14 protein-coding genes and 1 tRNA gene are annotated in these 16761 nt (G+C 66.7%); 12 read left to right on the top strand and 3 right to left on the bottom strand.

Annotated features, from left to right (window positions below; genetic code table 11):
• Positions 1–10 precede the first annotated feature (10 nt).
• Together B0E52_RS12565 and B0E52_RS12560 are read right to left on the bottom strand one after the other, a co-directional pair.
• The gene (locus B0E52_RS12565) at positions 11–1024 is read right to left on the bottom strand and encodes an LLM class flavin-dependent oxidoreductase (protein ID WP_077484243.1); all 1014 of its coding nucleotides are present in this window, start codon (positions 1022–1024) and stop codon (positions 11–13) included.
• 255 nt (positions 1025–1279) lie between these two features.
• Positions 1280–1459, bottom strand: a complete 180-nt coding sequence (locus B0E52_RS12560; protein ID WP_139351684.1) for an oxidoreductase-like domain-containing protein — start codon at positions 1457–1459, stop codon at positions 1280–1282.
• Between the two features lie 109 nt (positions 1460–1568).
• Here B0E52_RS12560 and B0E52_RS12555 point away from each other — a divergent pair, with 109 nt between their 5' ends.
• The 5 genes from B0E52_RS12555 to B0E52_RS18385 all read left to right on the top strand — a co-directional run bounded on the left by B0E52_RS12555 (position 1569) and on the right by B0E52_RS18385 (position 8119).
• A complete protein-coding gene (locus B0E52_RS12555; protein WP_254426791.1) occupies positions 1569–2678 on the top strand; it encodes a glycoside hydrolase family 18 protein in 1110 nt (369 codons plus the stop codon).
• A 105-nt stretch (positions 2679–2783) separates the two neighbouring features.
• Complete coding sequence (locus B0E52_RS12550; RefSeq protein ID WP_139351674.1) at positions 2784–4238, top strand: hypothetical protein; 1455 nt, start codon at positions 2784–2786, stop codon at positions 4236–4238.
• Between the two features lie 43 nt (positions 4239–4281).
• A complete protein-coding gene (locus tag B0E52_RS12545) occupies positions 4282–6591 on the top strand; it encodes a transferrin receptor-like dimerization domain-containing protein (protein ID WP_077484239.1) in 2310 nt (769 codons plus the stop codon).
• A 257-nt stretch (positions 6592–6848) separates the two neighbouring features.
• On the top strand, positions 6849–7298 hold the full coding sequence (locus B0E52_RS18390) for a hypothetical protein (RefSeq protein WP_139351673.1): 450 nt from the start codon (positions 6849–6851) through the stop codon (positions 7296–7298).
• Positions 7295–8119 carry a hypothetical protein gene (locus B0E52_RS18385; RefSeq protein ID WP_139351672.1) on the top strand — a complete coding sequence of 275 codons (825 nt, stop codon included), beginning with the start codon at positions 7295–7297 and terminating at the stop codon, positions 8117–8119. The genes B0E52_RS18390 and B0E52_RS18385 overlap by 4 nt, the downstream gene beginning before the upstream one ends.
• Before the next feature lie 631 nt (positions 8120–8750).
• Here the strand turns inward: B0E52_RS18385 and B0E52_RS12535 are convergent.
• Positions 8751–8827: transfer RNA gene (locus B0E52_RS12535), tRNA-Arg, on the bottom strand.
• A gap of 114 nt (positions 8828–8941) precedes the next feature.
• Between B0E52_RS12535 and B0E52_RS12530 the strand changes: the two genes are divergently transcribed.
• From B0E52_RS12530 to poxB, 7 genes are all read left to right on the top strand, one after another.
• Positions 8942–10477, top strand: coding sequence for an aldehyde dehydrogenase family protein (locus tag B0E52_RS12530; RefSeq protein ID WP_077484235.1), 1536 nt, complete (start codon positions 8942–8944; stop codon positions 10475–10477).
• 150 nt (positions 10478–10627) lie between these two features.
• Positions 10628–10921, top strand: a complete 294-nt coding sequence (locus B0E52_RS12525) for a DUF4190 domain-containing protein (RefSeq protein ID WP_077484233.1) — start codon at positions 10628–10630, stop codon at positions 10919–10921.
• Between the two features lie 2 nt (positions 10922–10923).
• Complete coding sequence (locus tag B0E52_RS12520; protein WP_077484231.1) at positions 10924–11694, top strand: SDR family oxidoreductase; 771 nt, start codon at positions 10924–10926, stop codon at positions 11692–11694.
• 4 nt (positions 11695–11698) lie between these two features.
• Positions 11699–12469, top strand: a complete 771-nt coding sequence (locus B0E52_RS12515; protein WP_077484229.1) for a class I SAM-dependent methyltransferase — start codon at positions 11699–11701, stop codon at positions 12467–12469.
• A gap of 145 nt (positions 12470–12614) precedes the next feature.
• The gene (locus B0E52_RS12510; RefSeq protein ID WP_077484227.1) at positions 12615–13652 is read left to right on the top strand and encodes a quinone-dependent dihydroorotate dehydrogenase; all 1038 of its coding nucleotides are present in this window, start codon (positions 12615–12617) and stop codon (positions 13650–13652) included.
• A gap of 31 nt (positions 13653–13683) precedes the next feature.
• The gene (murB, locus tag B0E52_RS12505; protein ID WP_077484225.1) at positions 13684–14712 is read left to right on the top strand and encodes a UDP-N-acetylmuramate dehydrogenase; all 1029 of its coding nucleotides are present in this window, start codon (positions 13684–13686) and stop codon (positions 14710–14712) included.
• 77 nt (positions 14713–14789) lie between these two features.
• A complete protein-coding gene (gene poxB / locus B0E52_RS12500; protein WP_077484223.1) occupies positions 14790–16520 on the top strand; it encodes a ubiquinone-dependent pyruvate dehydrogenase in 1731 nt (576 codons plus the stop codon).
• Positions 16521–16761 lie beyond the last annotated feature (241 nt).

Here is a 16761-nt window from a genome sequence, read left to right as displayed (position 1 = left end):
AAGCCCGCCATTATGACCGATCCGCATGAACCCCCGTCGCAAGCCGGTCGCACGCGGCGGCGACCAGCTCGTACGAGCGCCGCCGCAGCGCATGCTCGAACACGTTGCTGACGATCATCAGCTCGTCCGGCCGGTGGCGATCGATGAAGGCCTCGATGCCCTGCTTCACCGTGACGGCATCGCCGACCACCGCGCAGGCCAGCGCGCGCTCCACCATCAGCTTTTCCGGCGGCGTCCAGTACGCCTCGATGTCGGCGATCGGCGGCGGGATCAGGCCAGGTTGGCCGCGACGCAGGTTGATGAAGCTCTGTTGCTGGGTGGTGAACAGGCGCCGCGCCTCGGCATCGCTGGCGGCCGCCACCACGTTGATCCCGAGCATCGCGTGGGGCCGCGCCAGCCGTGCCGACGGACGGAAGTCGCGGCGGTACAGCGCCAGCGCCTCGTCCATCGCGTCGGGCGCGAAATGCGAGGCGAAGGCATACGGCAAGCCCAGCTGCGCGGCCAGCCGCGCGCCGAACAGGCTGGAACCGAGCAGCCACACCGGCACCTCGCTGCCCGCGCCGGGCACCGCGCGCACCGCCTGGCCGGGCGCGGCCGGTTCGAAGTAGGCAAGCAGCTCCGTCACGTCCTGCGGGAACGCGTCGGCGCTGTCGTAATAGCGGCGCAGCGCCCGTGCGGTGGCGTGGTCGGTGCCGGGCGCGCGGCCCAGACCGAGGTCGATGCGCTCGCCGTGAAGCGCGGCCAGCGTGCCGAACGCCTCGGCCACCTGCAGCGGCGCGTGGTTCGGCAGCATGATGCCGCCGGCGCCGACGCGGATCGTCGAAGTGCCGGCGGCCACGTGGCCGATCAGCACCGCGGTCGCCGCGCTGGCGATGCCCGGCATGTTGTGGTGCTCGGCCAGCCAGTAGCGCCGGTAGCCCAGCCGCTCGGCGAGCTGCGCGAGGTCCAGCGTGTTGCGGAACGCCTGGGCGGCGTCGCTGCCTGCGGTGATCGGTGCGAGGTCGAGGACGGAGAACGGGATCATGGCGGCATCCGGGAATACGATGCGCCCTGATCTGGGGGCGGATGGCACGCTTGGAAAGGCCTGACGAATCGGCTTCTTGCCCGTCATTCCTGCGAAGGCAGGAATCCAGTGCTTTCGTGTTCAATGACTTGAAGGCACTGGATGACTCGCTGCGCTCGACCCTTCGGGGGCGCCCTGCGGGCGTTCTGCGCGCTGTGCGCTTGTGCGGCCTGCGCTGGGATGACGAGCAGAAGTCAGCGCATTCCCTGGCAATCGTCAGCAACCGGGATGCCGCGCCTGCCACGCCGCCAACGCGGCCTTGTAGCGCTCCAGTGCCGCCTCGTACGCGTCGAAGACGCAGGGCACGCAGCCTTCGCCGCAACAGTCGGACGGATCGGGCTCGGGCGGCGGCTCAGGCCGCGGATCGTCAGGCGGGTTGGCAGGCGTGTCGACAATGCTCACGCGCAAGGATTCCGGTCAGGCATCGCTGCAGTGTATCGCCGCACTGGCCGTGCGGCCGGCGCACTGCGATGATCGAGGACTCCCCGTTCCGGAACTCTCCCCGATGCCGTCACGCCGTATCCGCCCCCTGCTTGCGCTGCTGGCCGCGCTGGCGCTGCCCTTCGGTGCGCTGGCCGCACCCGTCGCCGGCGAACACTATCGCGTGGTGGCCTACGACACCGCGCAGCACCCCATTTCCACGGTCGACGCGGATCGCATCGACACCTTGATCTTCGCGTTCGCGCGGGTGGTCGACGGCCAGGTGACGCTCAATGACGCGGCCCGCGCGCGGCTGGCGCAGCGCATCGCGCTGAAGGCCGCGCACCCGCAATTGAAAGTAACGGTGTCGGTGGGCGGCTGGGAGGCCGGCGGCTTCTCCGAGGCGGCGGCTACTGCGGCCAGCCGGCAGAAGTTCGCCGACAGCGCCGCGGCGCTGCTCGCGGCAACGCATGCCGACGGCCTCGACGTGGACTGGGAATACCCCGGCCACCACGAATCCGGCATCGCCTCCAGTCCGCAGGATCGCGCACACTTCACCGCCCTGCTGAAGACGCTGCGCGCCACGTTCGACCGCGACGGCCACGGCAAGCACTACCTGCTCAGCATCGCCGCCGCCGACGGCCCGTTCGTGGACGGCATAGCCATCGCCGCGGTGGCGCCGTCGCTGGACTGGTTCAACCTGATGACCTACGACTTCTGCAACGCGATGACGCCGACCACCTGCAACCACACCGGCCTGCACGCCTCCGCGCTGGCGCCGGCCGATGCGCGCACGCTGGCGCGCGCGGTGCGCCAGTTCCGCGCCGCCGGCGTGCCGCCGGAGAAACTGGTGCCTGGCGTGGCGTTCTATGGCCGCGAGTTCGCCGACGTGCAGCCGGCGCACCACGGCCTGTTCCAGCGCTTTGGCCACTTCCAGGCCATGATCGCGTGGCCGCAGCTCAAGGCCGACTACATCGGCCGCCAAGGCTACGTGCGCTACTGGGATGCCAAGGCCGAGGCGCCGTACCTGTGGAACGCCAAGACGCGCAGCTTCATCAGCTACGACGATCCGCAGTCCATCGCCGCCAAGGCCGCCTACGTGAAGGCGCAGCACCTGGGCGGCCTGATGTACTGGGAGCAGGCCAACGACCCCGACGGCGAACTGCTCAAGGCGGTGTGGCAGGGTTTGCAGTGACCTTCGTCCATGACCTGTGACCCATTCCGGACATCGCCACGGGACAGCGTCCGGCGAGGCTGGTAAAACGGCAGGCGGCGAGGCCTTCCCTCCCAGAGGCAACCGATGTTCCCCCACCGCCGCCCGGCTGTCCTGCTCGCCTGCGTATTGCTGGCATGCGGCCCGCGTGCCTCCTCCGCCCAGACGCCGGCCCAGACACCCGACCTGACGCCGGACCAGTGGCAGGCGCTGCAGCTCGCCGCGGCGGACAAGTCCGACCGGATCATGGCCGCGGCGAACCGGCACCAGGGGTTGCTCGCGCAGTACCAGGTGATGCGCCATGCCTGGGACGAGGACAAGTCGCCGGCATTCCGGCTGATCTTCGGCCAGTACATCAGCTGGTACCAGAGCTTCATCGGCGACTACCCCGACGCGGCGGCCAGCTTCTCGATCAGGCAGCAGCCCGAGCCGGACGACCGCCCCTCGCCGCTGGGCCTGCCCGGCTACGCTGCCCATCCCGCGCTGGCGGCGATCCCCGGGCTGGCGAAGAACTACCGCGTCGTGCTGCTGAACGAGGCGCACAACGTGGCGCTCACCCGCAGCCTCACCGTGCAGTTGCTGGGCCGCCTGCGCGCGGAGGGTTTCGACTGGTTCGCCGCCGAGACGCTGTACCAGACCGACACCGGCCTGCAGGCGCGCGGCTATCCCGTCGACAAGAGCGGCTTCTACACCGAGGAACCGGTGTGCGCCGAGATGGTGCGCACCGCCCTCAAGCTGGGTTTCAAAGTGGTGGCCTACGAGGCCACCTCCAGCGCCACCGGCGACGCGCGCGAAGCCGAGCAGGCGCGCAACCTCGACGCCGCCGTGTTCAAGCGCGATCCCGCGGCACGGCTGGTGGTCGATGCCGGCTACGGGCACATCGTGAAATCGGGGCGCTACCTCGGCGGCTCCTCGATGGCCGAGCATCTGTACAAGCTCACGCACCTGCCGATGCTGTCGGTCGAGCAGACCGTGCTGTATCCGCACGCGCTCGCCGACGACGACCACCCGACCTACGCCGCGGTGATGGCGCAGCTGCATCCGCACGTGCCCATCGTGTTCACCAGCGGCGCGGGCAAGCCCTGGTCCTTGCGCCCGGGCTACGACGTCAGCGTGTTCTTCCCGCCGGTCCACCTCGTGCGCGGCCGGCCCGACTGGCTGGGCCTGGGTGGCCTGCGCAGCCCCTGGTTCGTCGACGGCACGCGCTGTCAGCAACACTTCCCCTGCCTGGTCGAGGCGCGCTACGCCGATGAAAGCGACGACGCGATCCCCGCCGATCGCCTGGTGCTGGACCAGCTTCCGCTGGTCGGCACGCTGAATGTGCGGGTGACGATCAGCGCGCAGGGCGTGCCGGGCTCCGACCTCTACCTGCGCCCCGGCAAGTACCGCCTGCGCTTCAGCACCGAGGACGGCAGGCAGCTCTACCACCAGAACATCACCGTGCCGGCGAAGCGTGGCGGCGACGATCGCCACGCCGCGCTCCCGGAACAGACTACGCTGGGCTGCCAAACCGGCGCACCGCCGCGCGGCTGCAGCGGCTGACCGTCGACACACCACACCCCAGCTCGTGAAGGAGAGTCTCCGCATGATCCGTCCGACCATTCGCCCGGCATTGGCCCTGGGCTGCCTGCTCACCTTCACCGCCGCGGCCGCCTTGCCAGCCGATCCGTCGCCCGCTGGCGGCATGCTCGGCTTCACCGCCGACGGCGCGGCGCAGCAGCGGACTCTGGAGCAGCGCTTCGACGCCCTGCTCGACCCCGCCGACCAGCGCGCCTGGCTGAAGCAGATGTCCTCGGCGCCGAACCAGGTGGGCACGCCGCACGACAAGGCGAACGCCGAGTTCATGCTGGCGAAGTTCCGCGCATGGGGCTGGGACGCGCACATCGAGACCTTCGACGTGCTCTACCCCACGCCGAAGAAGGTGGCGCTGGAACTGCTGGGGCCGAAGCCCTACACCGCGAAGCTCAGCGAGCCGGCCGTGCCCGGCGATGCCACCTCGGCGATCCGCGACGGCACGTTGCCGCCGTACAACGTCTACGGCGCCGACGGCGACGTCACCGCGCCGCTGGTCTACGTCAACCACGGCATGCCGGACGACTACAAGGCGCTGGCCCGCCGCGGCATAGCCGTGAAGGGCAAGATCGTGATCGTGCGCTACGGCGGCGGCTGGCGCGGCCTCAAGCCCAAGCTCGCGCAGGAACACGGCGCGGTGGGCTGCCTGATCTACTCCGACCCGCGCGACGACGGCTATTACCAGGGCGATGCCTGGCCGGAAGGCGGCTGGCGCCCGGCCGACGGCGTGCAGCGCGGCTCGGTGGCCGACATGCAGGTCTACCCCGGCGATCCCACCACGCCCGGCTATGGCTCCGTCCCCGGCGCGAAGCATCTCGCGCTGAAGGACGCGAAGACGCTGATGAAGATCCCGGTGCTGCCGATCTCGTACGCCGACGCCACGCCGCTGCTGCAATCGCTGGGCGGCCCGGTGGCGCCGGCCGACTGGCGCGGCGCGCTGCCGTTCACCTACCACATCGGCCCGGGCACGGCGAAGGCGCACCTGGTCGTTGAATCCAACTGGGACCGCAAGCCGGTCTACGACGTGATCGCCATGCTCAAGGGTGCCACCGAGCCGGACCAGTGGATCATCCGCGGCAACCACCACGACGGCTGGATGTTCGGCGCCTGGGACCCGCTCGCCGGCAACGTGGCGCTGCTGGCCGAAGCCAAGGCGATCGGCACGCTGGTCAAGCAGGGCTGGCGTCCGCAGCGCACCCTCGTCTACGCGAGCTGGGACGGCGAGGAGCCGGGCCTGCTCGGCTCCACCGAATGGGCCGAGACGCACGCGAAGGAGCTGCAGGCCAAGGCCGTGCTCTACGTCAACTCCGACACCAACGGCCGCGGCTTCCTCGACGCCGGCGGCAGCCATTCGCTGCAGCACCTGGTGAACCAGGTCGCCGCCGGCGTCACCGATCCGGAAACCCATGTCAGCGTGCAGCAACGCCTGCGTGCCCGCATGCTGGTGGCAGGCGCCGCCAAGGGCGCGAACGCGGAGACGAAGGAAGACGCCAAGCTCGCCGCGGCCGGCGGCGACCTGCCGATCGCCGCGCTGGGCTCCGGCTCCGACTACAGCGCCGTCCTCGAACACCTGGGCATCGCCTCGCTGGACCTCGGCTTCAGCGGCGAAGACGACGACGGCGGCATCTACCACTCGCGCTACGACTCCTTCGACCACTACGTGCGCTTCGGCGACCCCACGTTCGCATACGGCGTGGCGCTGTCCAAGGTCGCCGGCCACATCGTGCTGCGCGCCGCCGATGCCCGCGTGCTGCCGCTGCGCTTCGGCGACTTCAGCGCCACGCTGGACCGCTACGTGGACCAGCTGCACAAGCTGGTCGCCGACACCCGCAAGGCCACCGCCGAACAGCATCGCCTGCTGGACCAGCACGCGTTCGCCCTGACCAGCGATCCCACCCGCCCGGTGGCGCCGCCCGAACGCGACTCCGACGTGCCAGCGATCGACCTTGCGCCGCTGGACCGGGCCGCCAAACAGCTCAAGCAGAGCGCGCAAGCCTACGAGGCCGCCTACCACGCCCGCGCCGCCGCCGGTCTCGATTTAGGCGACACCCAGCGCACCGCACTGAACGCGCTGATGGGCCGCATGGAGCAATCGCTCACCAACCCCGACGGCCTGCCCGGTCGCACCTGGTTCAAGCACATGATCTACGCCCCCGGCATGCTCACCGGCTACGACGTCAAGACCGTACCCGGCGTGCGCGAGGCGCTGGAGGCACGGCGTTGGGACGAGGCGGATCGGTATGCCGTGGTCACCGCGAAGGTGCTTTATGGGTATCGCGCGCAGCTCGACAAGCTCACGGCGATGCTGAAGCAGCCACGCTGAGCGTGGTTGCGGGAAGTGCCAAGGATGGCGCCGACCTGCCCTACCTATGTGTTTGGCTTGCTGATCCCGACTTCCGGTGAGAGGATCGCTGTATGGTCGCCCTCCGGGAAAGGCTGCAGGATTAGATGGCAGGAATAGGCGCCATCATCGGGAAAATCGTTGCCTCGCAGGAAGTTTCCGGGTATCGCAGTCCAAACTGTCACGTTAGGTCACAGGATTAGGCTTCATTCAACAATCAAATTTAACTTGGGTGTCAAATGAGTAATTCGAAATCCCCGAAGAGCTGGAAGCTAGGACAAGACTCGCTCTATCGCGGAGATATGGATCCTGGCCCGACACCCCCAACATTTGGGGCCGACAAGTCCATCATTCGACATATTCTCTATCTCGAAGGCTTGGGCCGAGAAACACCATATCTTTCCACATCTGAACTTCAATCCACTGCACAATATTTCTCCAGAAATGGCGGCCGCATCTACGTAACCAACCCTAGCATGTGGCCCAGTTACAACGTTGCACACATCCCCAGAACAATGCTCAACCAACTTCTCACTGGCAAAGGCAAAGGAAATGCCAGCTGGAGCAGGGCATCGGATGTACGTCGTGCCAGAGAATTAGTTGAGTTGCACAGCGAACATCTATCAGATTTTGCAAAATTTACCTCGCAAACTGACATCAACACTGCAACGGCGGCAATATTCAAATGACTTCAACCGCGCTGATATCCTGCGAGAACTGCTGGTTCAACGCACTCCAACACGACTCCGTCGGCACTTCTTTTGGGTACTGCTCGCAATTCAAAAAATTACTACGACGCCCTTACGAGACCACCTGCGGTCAATTGATGCGCAAGGATATAGATGCGGAGCGTAACATTACTCTGAGAGATTTTCATCTCAGCAAATTCCCCAAAGACAAAATTAGCGCCATTCGGGATGTAAATGCAGAGAACTGGAGCATGCCGAAAAGCATCTACATATCCAGTAACATTGACTCAGTTCTTGCGGATCAAGTCGGGCGTCAACTAGTTGCACCTGAATCGAATAAGATCGGCGCTATTGCCGCCCTGAAGAGAATCAAATCTGTCAGATCTGAATTTGCATTTGTAATTTTTGGGCGCAGTTATATCTATACCTGCAATAGCAGAGGTGGCGCATGGACAAGCGGAATAAATATTCTTCGCTGGGTCAAAAAGTCACTAGTATTTAAACCGCCATTGTCGCTCACAGACATTCGCTTTCCAGCAGGAAATACCTACGAACGACAAGAAAATCTTGTTCACTGGAGCTTGATGATCTCCAAACTTCGCTACATTTCTGACCTTGGCTTTTACGCACGCCGCCAAGGTGATGAGGCTGGACTGCTTGAAGAAATACTTGAGTCGGCATCCGAGGAAGTCGAAGGGATCGACAGCGTGAGACTAGAAAAGTGGATTCGGCAAATTGGCTTTAAAAAGATGGATAGAGCCATGCCTCCCCAACGCATGAAGGAAATCATAGAAAGCCTTTCTGATGACTTTGGCATCTGAAAGCTCAAAACATCATCGATTTTCTGCCACATTTAATTCAAGCGCCAGGTATTTAGATGCATCCTAAACGACATAGCTTCCCAGGTAACTGGCCGGTTCCGACCGAGTTCATGACAGAACTTGGGCGCATGACTATCCTATGGGGAAGCCTGGAAGCGGGCGCCGTTGTCGCATTTGGAAAACTAGCTGGATACGACGATCTACTGGATATAAGAGCAGTAATAACTACTGCACATATGACGTTCCAACAAAGGATTGACGTAATATCAACTCTATGCGAACACCTCACCCCATCCTACCCTCACCTTGGTACATATGGAGCAACATATGAATTACTACGGTCCGCACAGAAAGCCCGCAACAAATTCTCCCACAATGGCCTCACTTACGATGAAGAAACTGGCTCTGTACAGATTACATCCGCCACTGCGAGAGGCTCTCTCAAACTTCAAGTTGAACAAGTCCACATAAGTGATGTGAAAGAGGCATGCGCCAAAATTCATGAAGCAATTGCGTCACTGCACTCACTTGTCACCGGAGTTCGGCGCCCACCTATTTGGGAGCACCCCTAATTCAGGCGCCACACAATCCCAAAACGCCAAAGGCCGGCTCTCGCCGGCCTTCGTGCATCTGGTGACCCCGGCGCGATTCGAACGCGCGACCTTCCCCTTAGGAGGGGGACGCTCTATCCAGCTGAGCTACGGGGCCAGGGCGCGGATTCTGGCATGGATTGCCGCAGTGCGCGAACCGGCGCGCGGGGCGCGCCTGCTAGAATTGCCGTTTCGAAACGGGGCGCCGCACGCGCCCGGCACTGGAGTCCCCATGTCCCACAGCATCCTCTCCGCGCTCGGCCTGGCCGACGTCAATTCCGGCAGCTACCTCGGCCACGGCGAGTGGTCGAAGACCACCGACGCCGGCGCGCTGCAGCCGGTGAACCCGGCCACCGGCGAGGTGCTGGGCACCGTGCATGCGTCCAGCGCCGCGGACTACGAGATCATCGTCGAGCGCGCGCAGGCCGCCTTCAAGGTGTGGCGCACCACGCCGGCGCCGCAGCGCGGCGAGGCGGTGCGCCTGTGCGGCGAGGCGCTGCGCAAGCACAAGGACGCGCTGGGTTCGCTGGTGGCGCTGGAGATGGGCAAGATCAAGCCCGAGGGCGACGGCGAAGTGCAGGAGATGATCGACATCGCCGACTTCGCGGTGGGCCAGAGCCGCATGATGTACGGCGCCACCATGCACTCGGAGCGCCCCGGCCATCGCATGTACGACCAGTACCACCCGCTGGGCCTGGTCGGCATCATCAGCGCGTTCAACTTCCCGGTGGCGGTGTGGGCGTGGAACGCGATGCTGGCGACCATCGCCGGCGACATCTGCATCTGGAAGCCGTCGCCGAAGACGCCGCTGTCCGCGATCGCCACGATGAAGATCTGCAACGAGGCGCTGAAGGCCGGCGGCTTCCCCGACCTGTTCTTCCTGTTCAACGATGCCGGCACCGAGCTGTCGCAGGGCTTCGTCGACGACAAGCGCATCCCGCTGATCAGCTTCACCGGCTCGACCAAGGTCGGCCGCATGGTCGGCGAGCGCGTGGCGCAGCGCATGGGCCGCTCGCTGCTGGAGCTGGGCGGCAACAACGCGATCATCCTGGACGAAAGCGCCGACCTGAAGCTGGCGATCCCCGGCATCGTGTTCGGCGCGGTCGGCACCGCCGGCCAGCGCTGCACCACCACGCGCCGCCTGTTCGTGCACGAGGCGATCTTCGACGGCGTGGTCGAGACCCTGGTCAAGGCCTACAAGCAGGTCGAGGGCAAGATCGGCGATCCGACGCTGGCCACCACCTTGATGGGCCCGCTCAACAGCAGCGAGGCGGTGCAGGGCTATCTCGCCGCGGTGGAAAAGGCCAAGGCGGCCGGCGGCAAGGTGCTCACCGGCGGTGCGGCGCTGAGCGATCGCAAGGGCAACTTCGTGCTGCCGACCATCGTCACCGGCGTGAAGAATTCCGACGACGTGGTGCAGACCGAGACGTTTGCGCCGATCCTCTACGTGATGCCGTTCAAGACGCTGGACGAGGCGATCGACATGCAGAACGACGTGCCGCAAGGCCTGTCCTCGTCGATCTTCACCAACAACCTGCGCGCGGGCGAGCAGTTCCTGTCGGCGGCCGGTTCGGACTGCGGCATCGCCAACGTCAACATCGGCACCAGCGGTGCGGAGATCGGCGGCGCGTTCGGCGGCGAGAAGGAAACCGGCGGCGGTCGCGAGTCCGGCTCGGATGCATGGAAGGTCTACATGCGCCGCCAGACCAACACCATCAACTACTCGACCTCGCTGCCGCTGGCCCAGGGCATCAAGTTCGACCTGTAAGCGGATGTTCCCCTCCCCCTGTTTGCAGGGGTGAGGTTGGGAGGGGGTGTTCGCGATGTCTGCATAGGGACGAGCACCCCACCCCAACCCTCCCCTGCAAGCAGGGGAGGGAGAAATCTCCTCTGCTGGTCACGCACAAGGATCGACGCCATGAGCTATCAGCCTCCCGCAAGCCGCAGCACCAACGCGCTGGCCGTGGTCAGCCTGGTCTTCGGCATCGCCGCTTGGTGCGTGTTCCCGTTCATCGGGGCTATCGTCGCCGTGGTCTGCGGCCATCTGGCCCGCGGCGAAATCCGCCATGCGCCCCCGGGCAGCATCGAGGGCGACGGCATGGCAGTGGCCGGCCTGGTGTTGGGCTACGCGCAACTGGTGCTCAGCGGGCTGTTCATCATCGTGGCGATCGGCTTCATCTTCCTCGGCTTCAGCCTGCACTTCTGGCATTGACGATGCCGGAGACGCGTGCGGCCTTCGATTTCCGCGGCTGGCGCGTCCTCGTCGCCGGTGGCAGCAAGGGCATCGGCCGCGCCATCGCGTTGGCCTTCGCCGAGGCCGGCGCCGCGGTGTCGATCTGCGCCCGCGGACAGGTCGCGCTGGACGAGGCGGCGCGCGCGCTTGCCGCGCACGGCGGCCAGGTGCATGCGCAAGCCTGCGACCTGGGCAAGCCGGGCGCCATCGAGGCCTGGATAGCCGCGGCCGCCGCCGCGCTGGGCGGCATCGACGTGCTGGTGAACAACGCCTCGGGCTACGGCTTCAGCGAGGACGACGAGGCCTGGTCCGCGAATTTCAACGTCGACCTGATGGCCGCCGTGCGCGCCTCGCGCGCCGCGCTGCCGCACCTCGCGGCTTCGCCGCGGGCCTGCATCCTGCACACCAGTTCCATCGCTGCCTTCCATCCGCGCCGCCATGGCTCCGCCTACGCCGCGATGAAGGCGGCGCTCAGCCACTACACCACCTCGCAGGCGCTGCAGCTGGCGGAGCAGCGCATCCGCGTCAACGCGATCGCGCCGGGTTCCATCGAGTTTGCCGACGGCTTGTGGGATCGACGCCGGCACGCAGAGCCGGAGCTGTACGCCGCCACGCTGGCGAAGATCCCGTTCGGCCGCTACGGCACGCCGGAGGAAATCGCCCACGCCGCGCTGTTCCTCGCCTCGCCATACGCCGGCTGGATCACCGGCCAGACCCTGTGCGTGGACGGTGGCCAGGGTCTTTCAGGTTGAAGCCATGAGCACGTTGCACAGCACCGAACGCTTCAGCGACCGCGTCGCCGACTATGTGCGCCATCGTCCGGATTACCCGACCGCGATGCTGGACTGGCTGCATCGCGAGCACGGCGTGACGCCGGACTGGCGGGTCGCCGACGTGGGCGCCGGCACCGGCATCTCCAGCAAGCTGCTGCTCGACGCCGGCCACGCCGTGACCGCGGTGGAACCGAACGCGGCGATGCGCGAAGCCGCCGTCGCGTGGCTGGGCGGCAACCCGCGGTTCCGGGCGGTCGACGGCCGCGCCAACGCCACTGGCCTGCCCGACGCCAGCGTCGACCTGGTGACGGTGGCGCAGGCCTTCCACTGGTTCGACCCGGTGACCACGCGGCGCGAGTTCGCGCGCATCCTGCGCCCGGGTCTGCTGGCGGCGATCTTCTGGAACTCGCGCCGCCTCGTCGGCACGCCCTTCCTCGAAGGCTACGAAGCCTTGCTGCAACGCCATGGCACCGACTACACCAGCGTGGCCGAGCGCTACGCCGACGACGACAGCATGCGCAGCTGGTTCGGCGCCGGCTGGCGCGGCACGGCGCGCTTCGAGCACAAGCAGCTGCTGGACTTCGACGGCCTGCGCGGCCGGTTGATGTCGTCGTCCTATGCGCCGAAGGAAGGTCATCCGCAACACGAGCCGATGCTCGCCGAGTTGCGCGAACTGTTCAGGCGCTGCCAGCAAGACGGCCGCATCAGCTTCGACTACGACACCCGTATCATCGTCGGTACGCTTCAGCTCTAGCATTGGCTCGTCATCCCAGCGAAGGCTGGGATCCAGTGACTGCAATTCCCTGAAGGCCAAAGGCACTGGATTCCTGCCTTCGCAGGAATGACGAACAAAAACCGATCGCTCAAACAATTTTCGCCGGAACACTTCGAGACACCTCATGTACGACCTGCTCCGCCCCCTGCTGTTCGCGCTGGACGCCGAAACCGCGCACGGCCTCACCTTGTACGGCCTCGACGTGGCCCATCGCAGCGAGCTGATGCGCTTCGTCGCCAAGCCCGCCACCGAACTGCCGGTGCAGGCCTTCGGCCTCCGCTTCCCGAACCCCGTCGGTCTCGCTGCTGGCTTGGACAAGAACGCCGACCATCTCGACGCGCTGGGCGCGCTGGGCTTCGGTTTCGTCGAGGTGGGCACGGTGACGCCGCGGCCGCAGGCGGGCAATCCGAAGCCGCGGCTGTTCCGGCTGCCGCAGCACGAGGCCATCATCAACCGCATGGGCTTCAACAACGCGGGCGTCGACGCGCTGGTGCGCAACGTGGACAAGTCCAGCTACCGCGGCGTGCTCGGCATCAACATCGGCAAGAACAAGGACACGCCGAACGAGCGCGCGGTGGACGATTACCTGCTGTGCCTGGAGCGCGTGTACGGGCATGCCGGCTACATCACGGTGAACATCTCCTCGCCGAACACCCAGGGCCTGCGCGACCTGCAGGAAGAGGCCACGCTGCGCCGCTTCATAGCCACGCTGCGCGAGCGACAGGAACAGCTCGGCTCGCAGAGCGGCGCGCGCAAGCCGATGCTGCTGAAGATCGCGCCCGACCTCAGCGAGCACGAGCAGGACGGCATCGCCGAGGCACTGCTGGCCAGCGGCATCGACGGCGTGATCTGCACCAATACCACCGTCGACCGCGTGCTGGTGGCGGACGACCCGCGCGGCAACGAGGCGGGTGGACTGTCCGGCAAGCCGCTGTTCGCGCTCGCCACCGACGTGCTGCGCGGCATGCGCCGGCGCCTGGGCGAACGCGTGCCCATCGTGGGCGTGGGCGGCGTCCTCGACGGCAGCGACGCGGCCGACAAGCTGGCCAACGGCGCCACCCTGGTGCAGCTCTATTCCGGCCTGATCTACCGCGGCCCGCGGCTGATCGCCGAATGCGTGGCCGAGATCCGCCGCCAACAGGAAGGCAGCCATGCCCGCTGAGCGAACCGACATGCCAGCGGAGCGAATCAACATGGGCGGTTACGCGCTCACCGAACACGCCTCGCTCGCCAGCCGCAACACGCTGCGGGTGAATGCGCGCGCCAAGCTGCTGGCCGAACTGCGCGACGCCGCGAAGCTGCCCGAACTGCTGGACTTCCCCGCCGTGCGCAGCGCGCCGCTGCTGGTGCTGGGCGAAGGCAGCAACCTGCTGCTCGCCGGCGACTTCGACGGCACCGTGCTGGCGATGGCAACGCGCGGCGTGCAAGTGGAGCAGGACGGTGAGGTCGCGCGCATCGCGGTGGCCGCCGGCGAGCGCTGGGACGATTTCGTGCGCTGGTCGCTGGGCCAGGGCTTTGCGGGGCTGGAAAACCTGATCCTGATTCCCGGCACGGTGGGCGCCGCGCCGATCCAGAACATCGGCGCCTACGGCACCGAGGTGGCCGAATTCATCGAGAGCGTGGAGGCCTGGGACAGGAAGGAACACCGCGTGGCCCAGCTAGCCCGCGTGGCTTGCGCGTTCGGCTACCGCGATTCGCTGTTCAAGCACGAACCCGGCCGCTACATCGTCACCGCCGTGCGTTTCGCCCTGCCCCGCTCGCGCGAGTTGCGGCTCGACTACGCAGGCATCCGCGAGGAACTGGCGCGCATGGGCGTGGACAAGCCTGCCCCGTTCCACGTCGCCGAGGCGGTGGTGCGCCTGCGCACGCGCAAGCTGCCCGACCCCGCGGTGATCGGCAACGCCGGCAGCTTCTTCAAGAACCCCGTGGTCGATGCCGCGCAGGCCGAAGCGCTCAAGCGTGAACACCCGGAACTGCCCGCGTGGCCGCAAGCCGACGGCCGCAGCAAGCTCTCCGCCGCCTGGCTGATCGAGGCCGCAGGCCTCAAGGGCAGCCGCGACGGCGACGCCGGCATCTCCAACCGACACGCCCTGGTGCTGGTCAACCACGGCCACGCCAGCGGCGGCGAGCTGTGGGCCTTCGCACAGAACGTGATCGCCACCGTGCAGGCCAGGTTCGGCGTGCGGCTGGAGCCGGAGCCCGTGGTGGTCGGCGCGCGCTGAGCGTTGCCGCCAGCCTTCACGCCGCCGGAAGAAACCCCATGCCAGCATGAGCGCTTCCCGTCACCGAGGAGCGCGCCATGGCCATCCGCAATGTCGCCGACGTGCTGGTCGAAACCTTGGCCAACGCCGGCGTGCGTCGCATCCACGGCGTGGTCGGCGACAGCCTCAACGGCATCACCGAGTCGCTGCGCCAGCGCAAGGAGATGCGCTGGATCCATTACCGGCACGAGGAAGCCGCCGCGTTCGCCGCCGGCGCCGAATCGCAGCTCACCGGGCAACTGGCGGTGTGCGCCGGCTCCTGCGGACCGGGCAACCTGCACCTCATCAACGGCCTGTACGACGCGCAGCGCTCGCGCACGCCGGTGCTGGCGATCGCCGCGCACATCCCCTCGGTGGAGATCGGCAGCGGCTACTTCCAGGAAACCCATCCGCAGAACCTGTTCCAGGAATGCAGCCACTACTGCGAACTGGTGAGCAGCCCCAGCCAGATCCATCGCGCCGCCGAGATCGCGGTACGCACCGCGATCGCGCAGCGCGGCGTGTCGGTGCTGGTGATCCCCGGCGACGTCGCGCTGGCCGAGGCGAGCGGCCCGGTCGCCGATGCCGCCAGCCTGCTACCCGCCGCGCCGGTGGTGGTGCCGTCGTCCGAGCAACTCGACAAGCTGGCCGGACTGCTGGCCGGCGGCCGCAAGGTCACCTTGTTCTGCGGGCGCGGTTGCGCCGGCGCGCACGACACGGTGATGCGCCTCGCCGCCACGCTGAAGGCACCGGTGGTGCACGCGTTGGGCGGCAAGGAGCACATCGAGTGGGACAACCCCAACGATGTCGGCATGACCGGCCTGATCGGCTACAGCTCCGGCTACCAGGCGATGATGGACTGCGACACCTTGCTGCTGCTCGGCACCGATTTCCCGTATCGGCAGTTCTTCCCCGACGACGCGAAGATCTGCCAGATCGACCTGCGCGGGGAGAACCTGGGGCGCCGCTGCAAACTCGACCTCGGCCTGGTCGGCGACGTGGGCGCCACCGTCGAGGCGCTGCTGCCGCGGCTGCAGGCCGCGCGCGACGACGGCCACCTCAAGGCCAGCCTCGCCAACTACCGCAAGGCGCGCGAAGGGCTGGACGAACTCGCCAGCGGCAAGCCGGGCCAGAAGCCGATCCACCCGCAATACGTGGCGAAGGTGGTGGACCAGGCCGCCAGCGAAGACGCCGTGTTCGCCTGCGACGTGGGCACGCCCACGATCTGGGCCGCGCGCTACCTGCGCATGAACGGCAAGCGTCGCCTGCTCGGCTCCTTCGTGCACGGCTCGATGGCCAACGCGATGCCGCAGGCGATCGGCGCGCAGACCGCGTACGCCAAGCGCCAGGTGGTCAGCCTCTCCGGCGACGGCGGCTTCGCGATGCTGATGGGCGACCTGCTCACGCTGCTGCAGCACAAGCTGCCGGTGAAGATCGTGGTGTTCAACAACGGCACGCTGGGCTTCGTGGAGCTGGAGATGAAGGCCGCCGGCTTCCTGCCCGTCGGCGTGGCGCTGGACAACCCCGACTTCGCCGCGATGGCGCGCGCCATCGGCATCCACAGCGTGCGCGTGGAGGATCCCGGCGAGCTGGAGGGCGCGGTACGCGATGCGTTTGCGCACGACGGCCCCGCCCTGGTCGACGTGGTCACCAACCGGCAGGAACTGTCGATGCCGCCGAAGATCCAGCTGGAGCAGATCAAGGGCTTCAGCCTGTGGGCGCTGCGCACCGTGATGAACGGCCGCGGCGACGAGCTGATCGAACTGGCGCGCAGCAACCTGCGCCGCTGAATGCAAAGTCCTTTCCTTGAACTTGGCTGAAAGTTCTGATTTTGCTTAGCGTCTCGGCGAAGTTCGCTACCACCCGGAATATTCGCAACGCTCTTCTCCCCTCTCCCTCCGGGAGAGGGGCCGGGGGAGAGGGTCCGGACTTGCCACAACAATTCGCTCCGTCCGAACCCTCATCCGGCTGCCGCCACCCTCTCCCGAAGGGAGAGGGACTCACCGGGTAGCGCGTGGCGCGAATTCAAGT

Origin of the sequence: Rhodanobacter sp. C06 (assembly GCF_002001105.1) — a bacterium.
Lineage (GTDB): Bacteria > Pseudomonadota > Gammaproteobacteria > Xanthomonadales > Rhodanobacteraceae > Rhodanobacter_A.
This window is presented reverse-complemented; position numbering and strand designations above follow the sequence as displayed.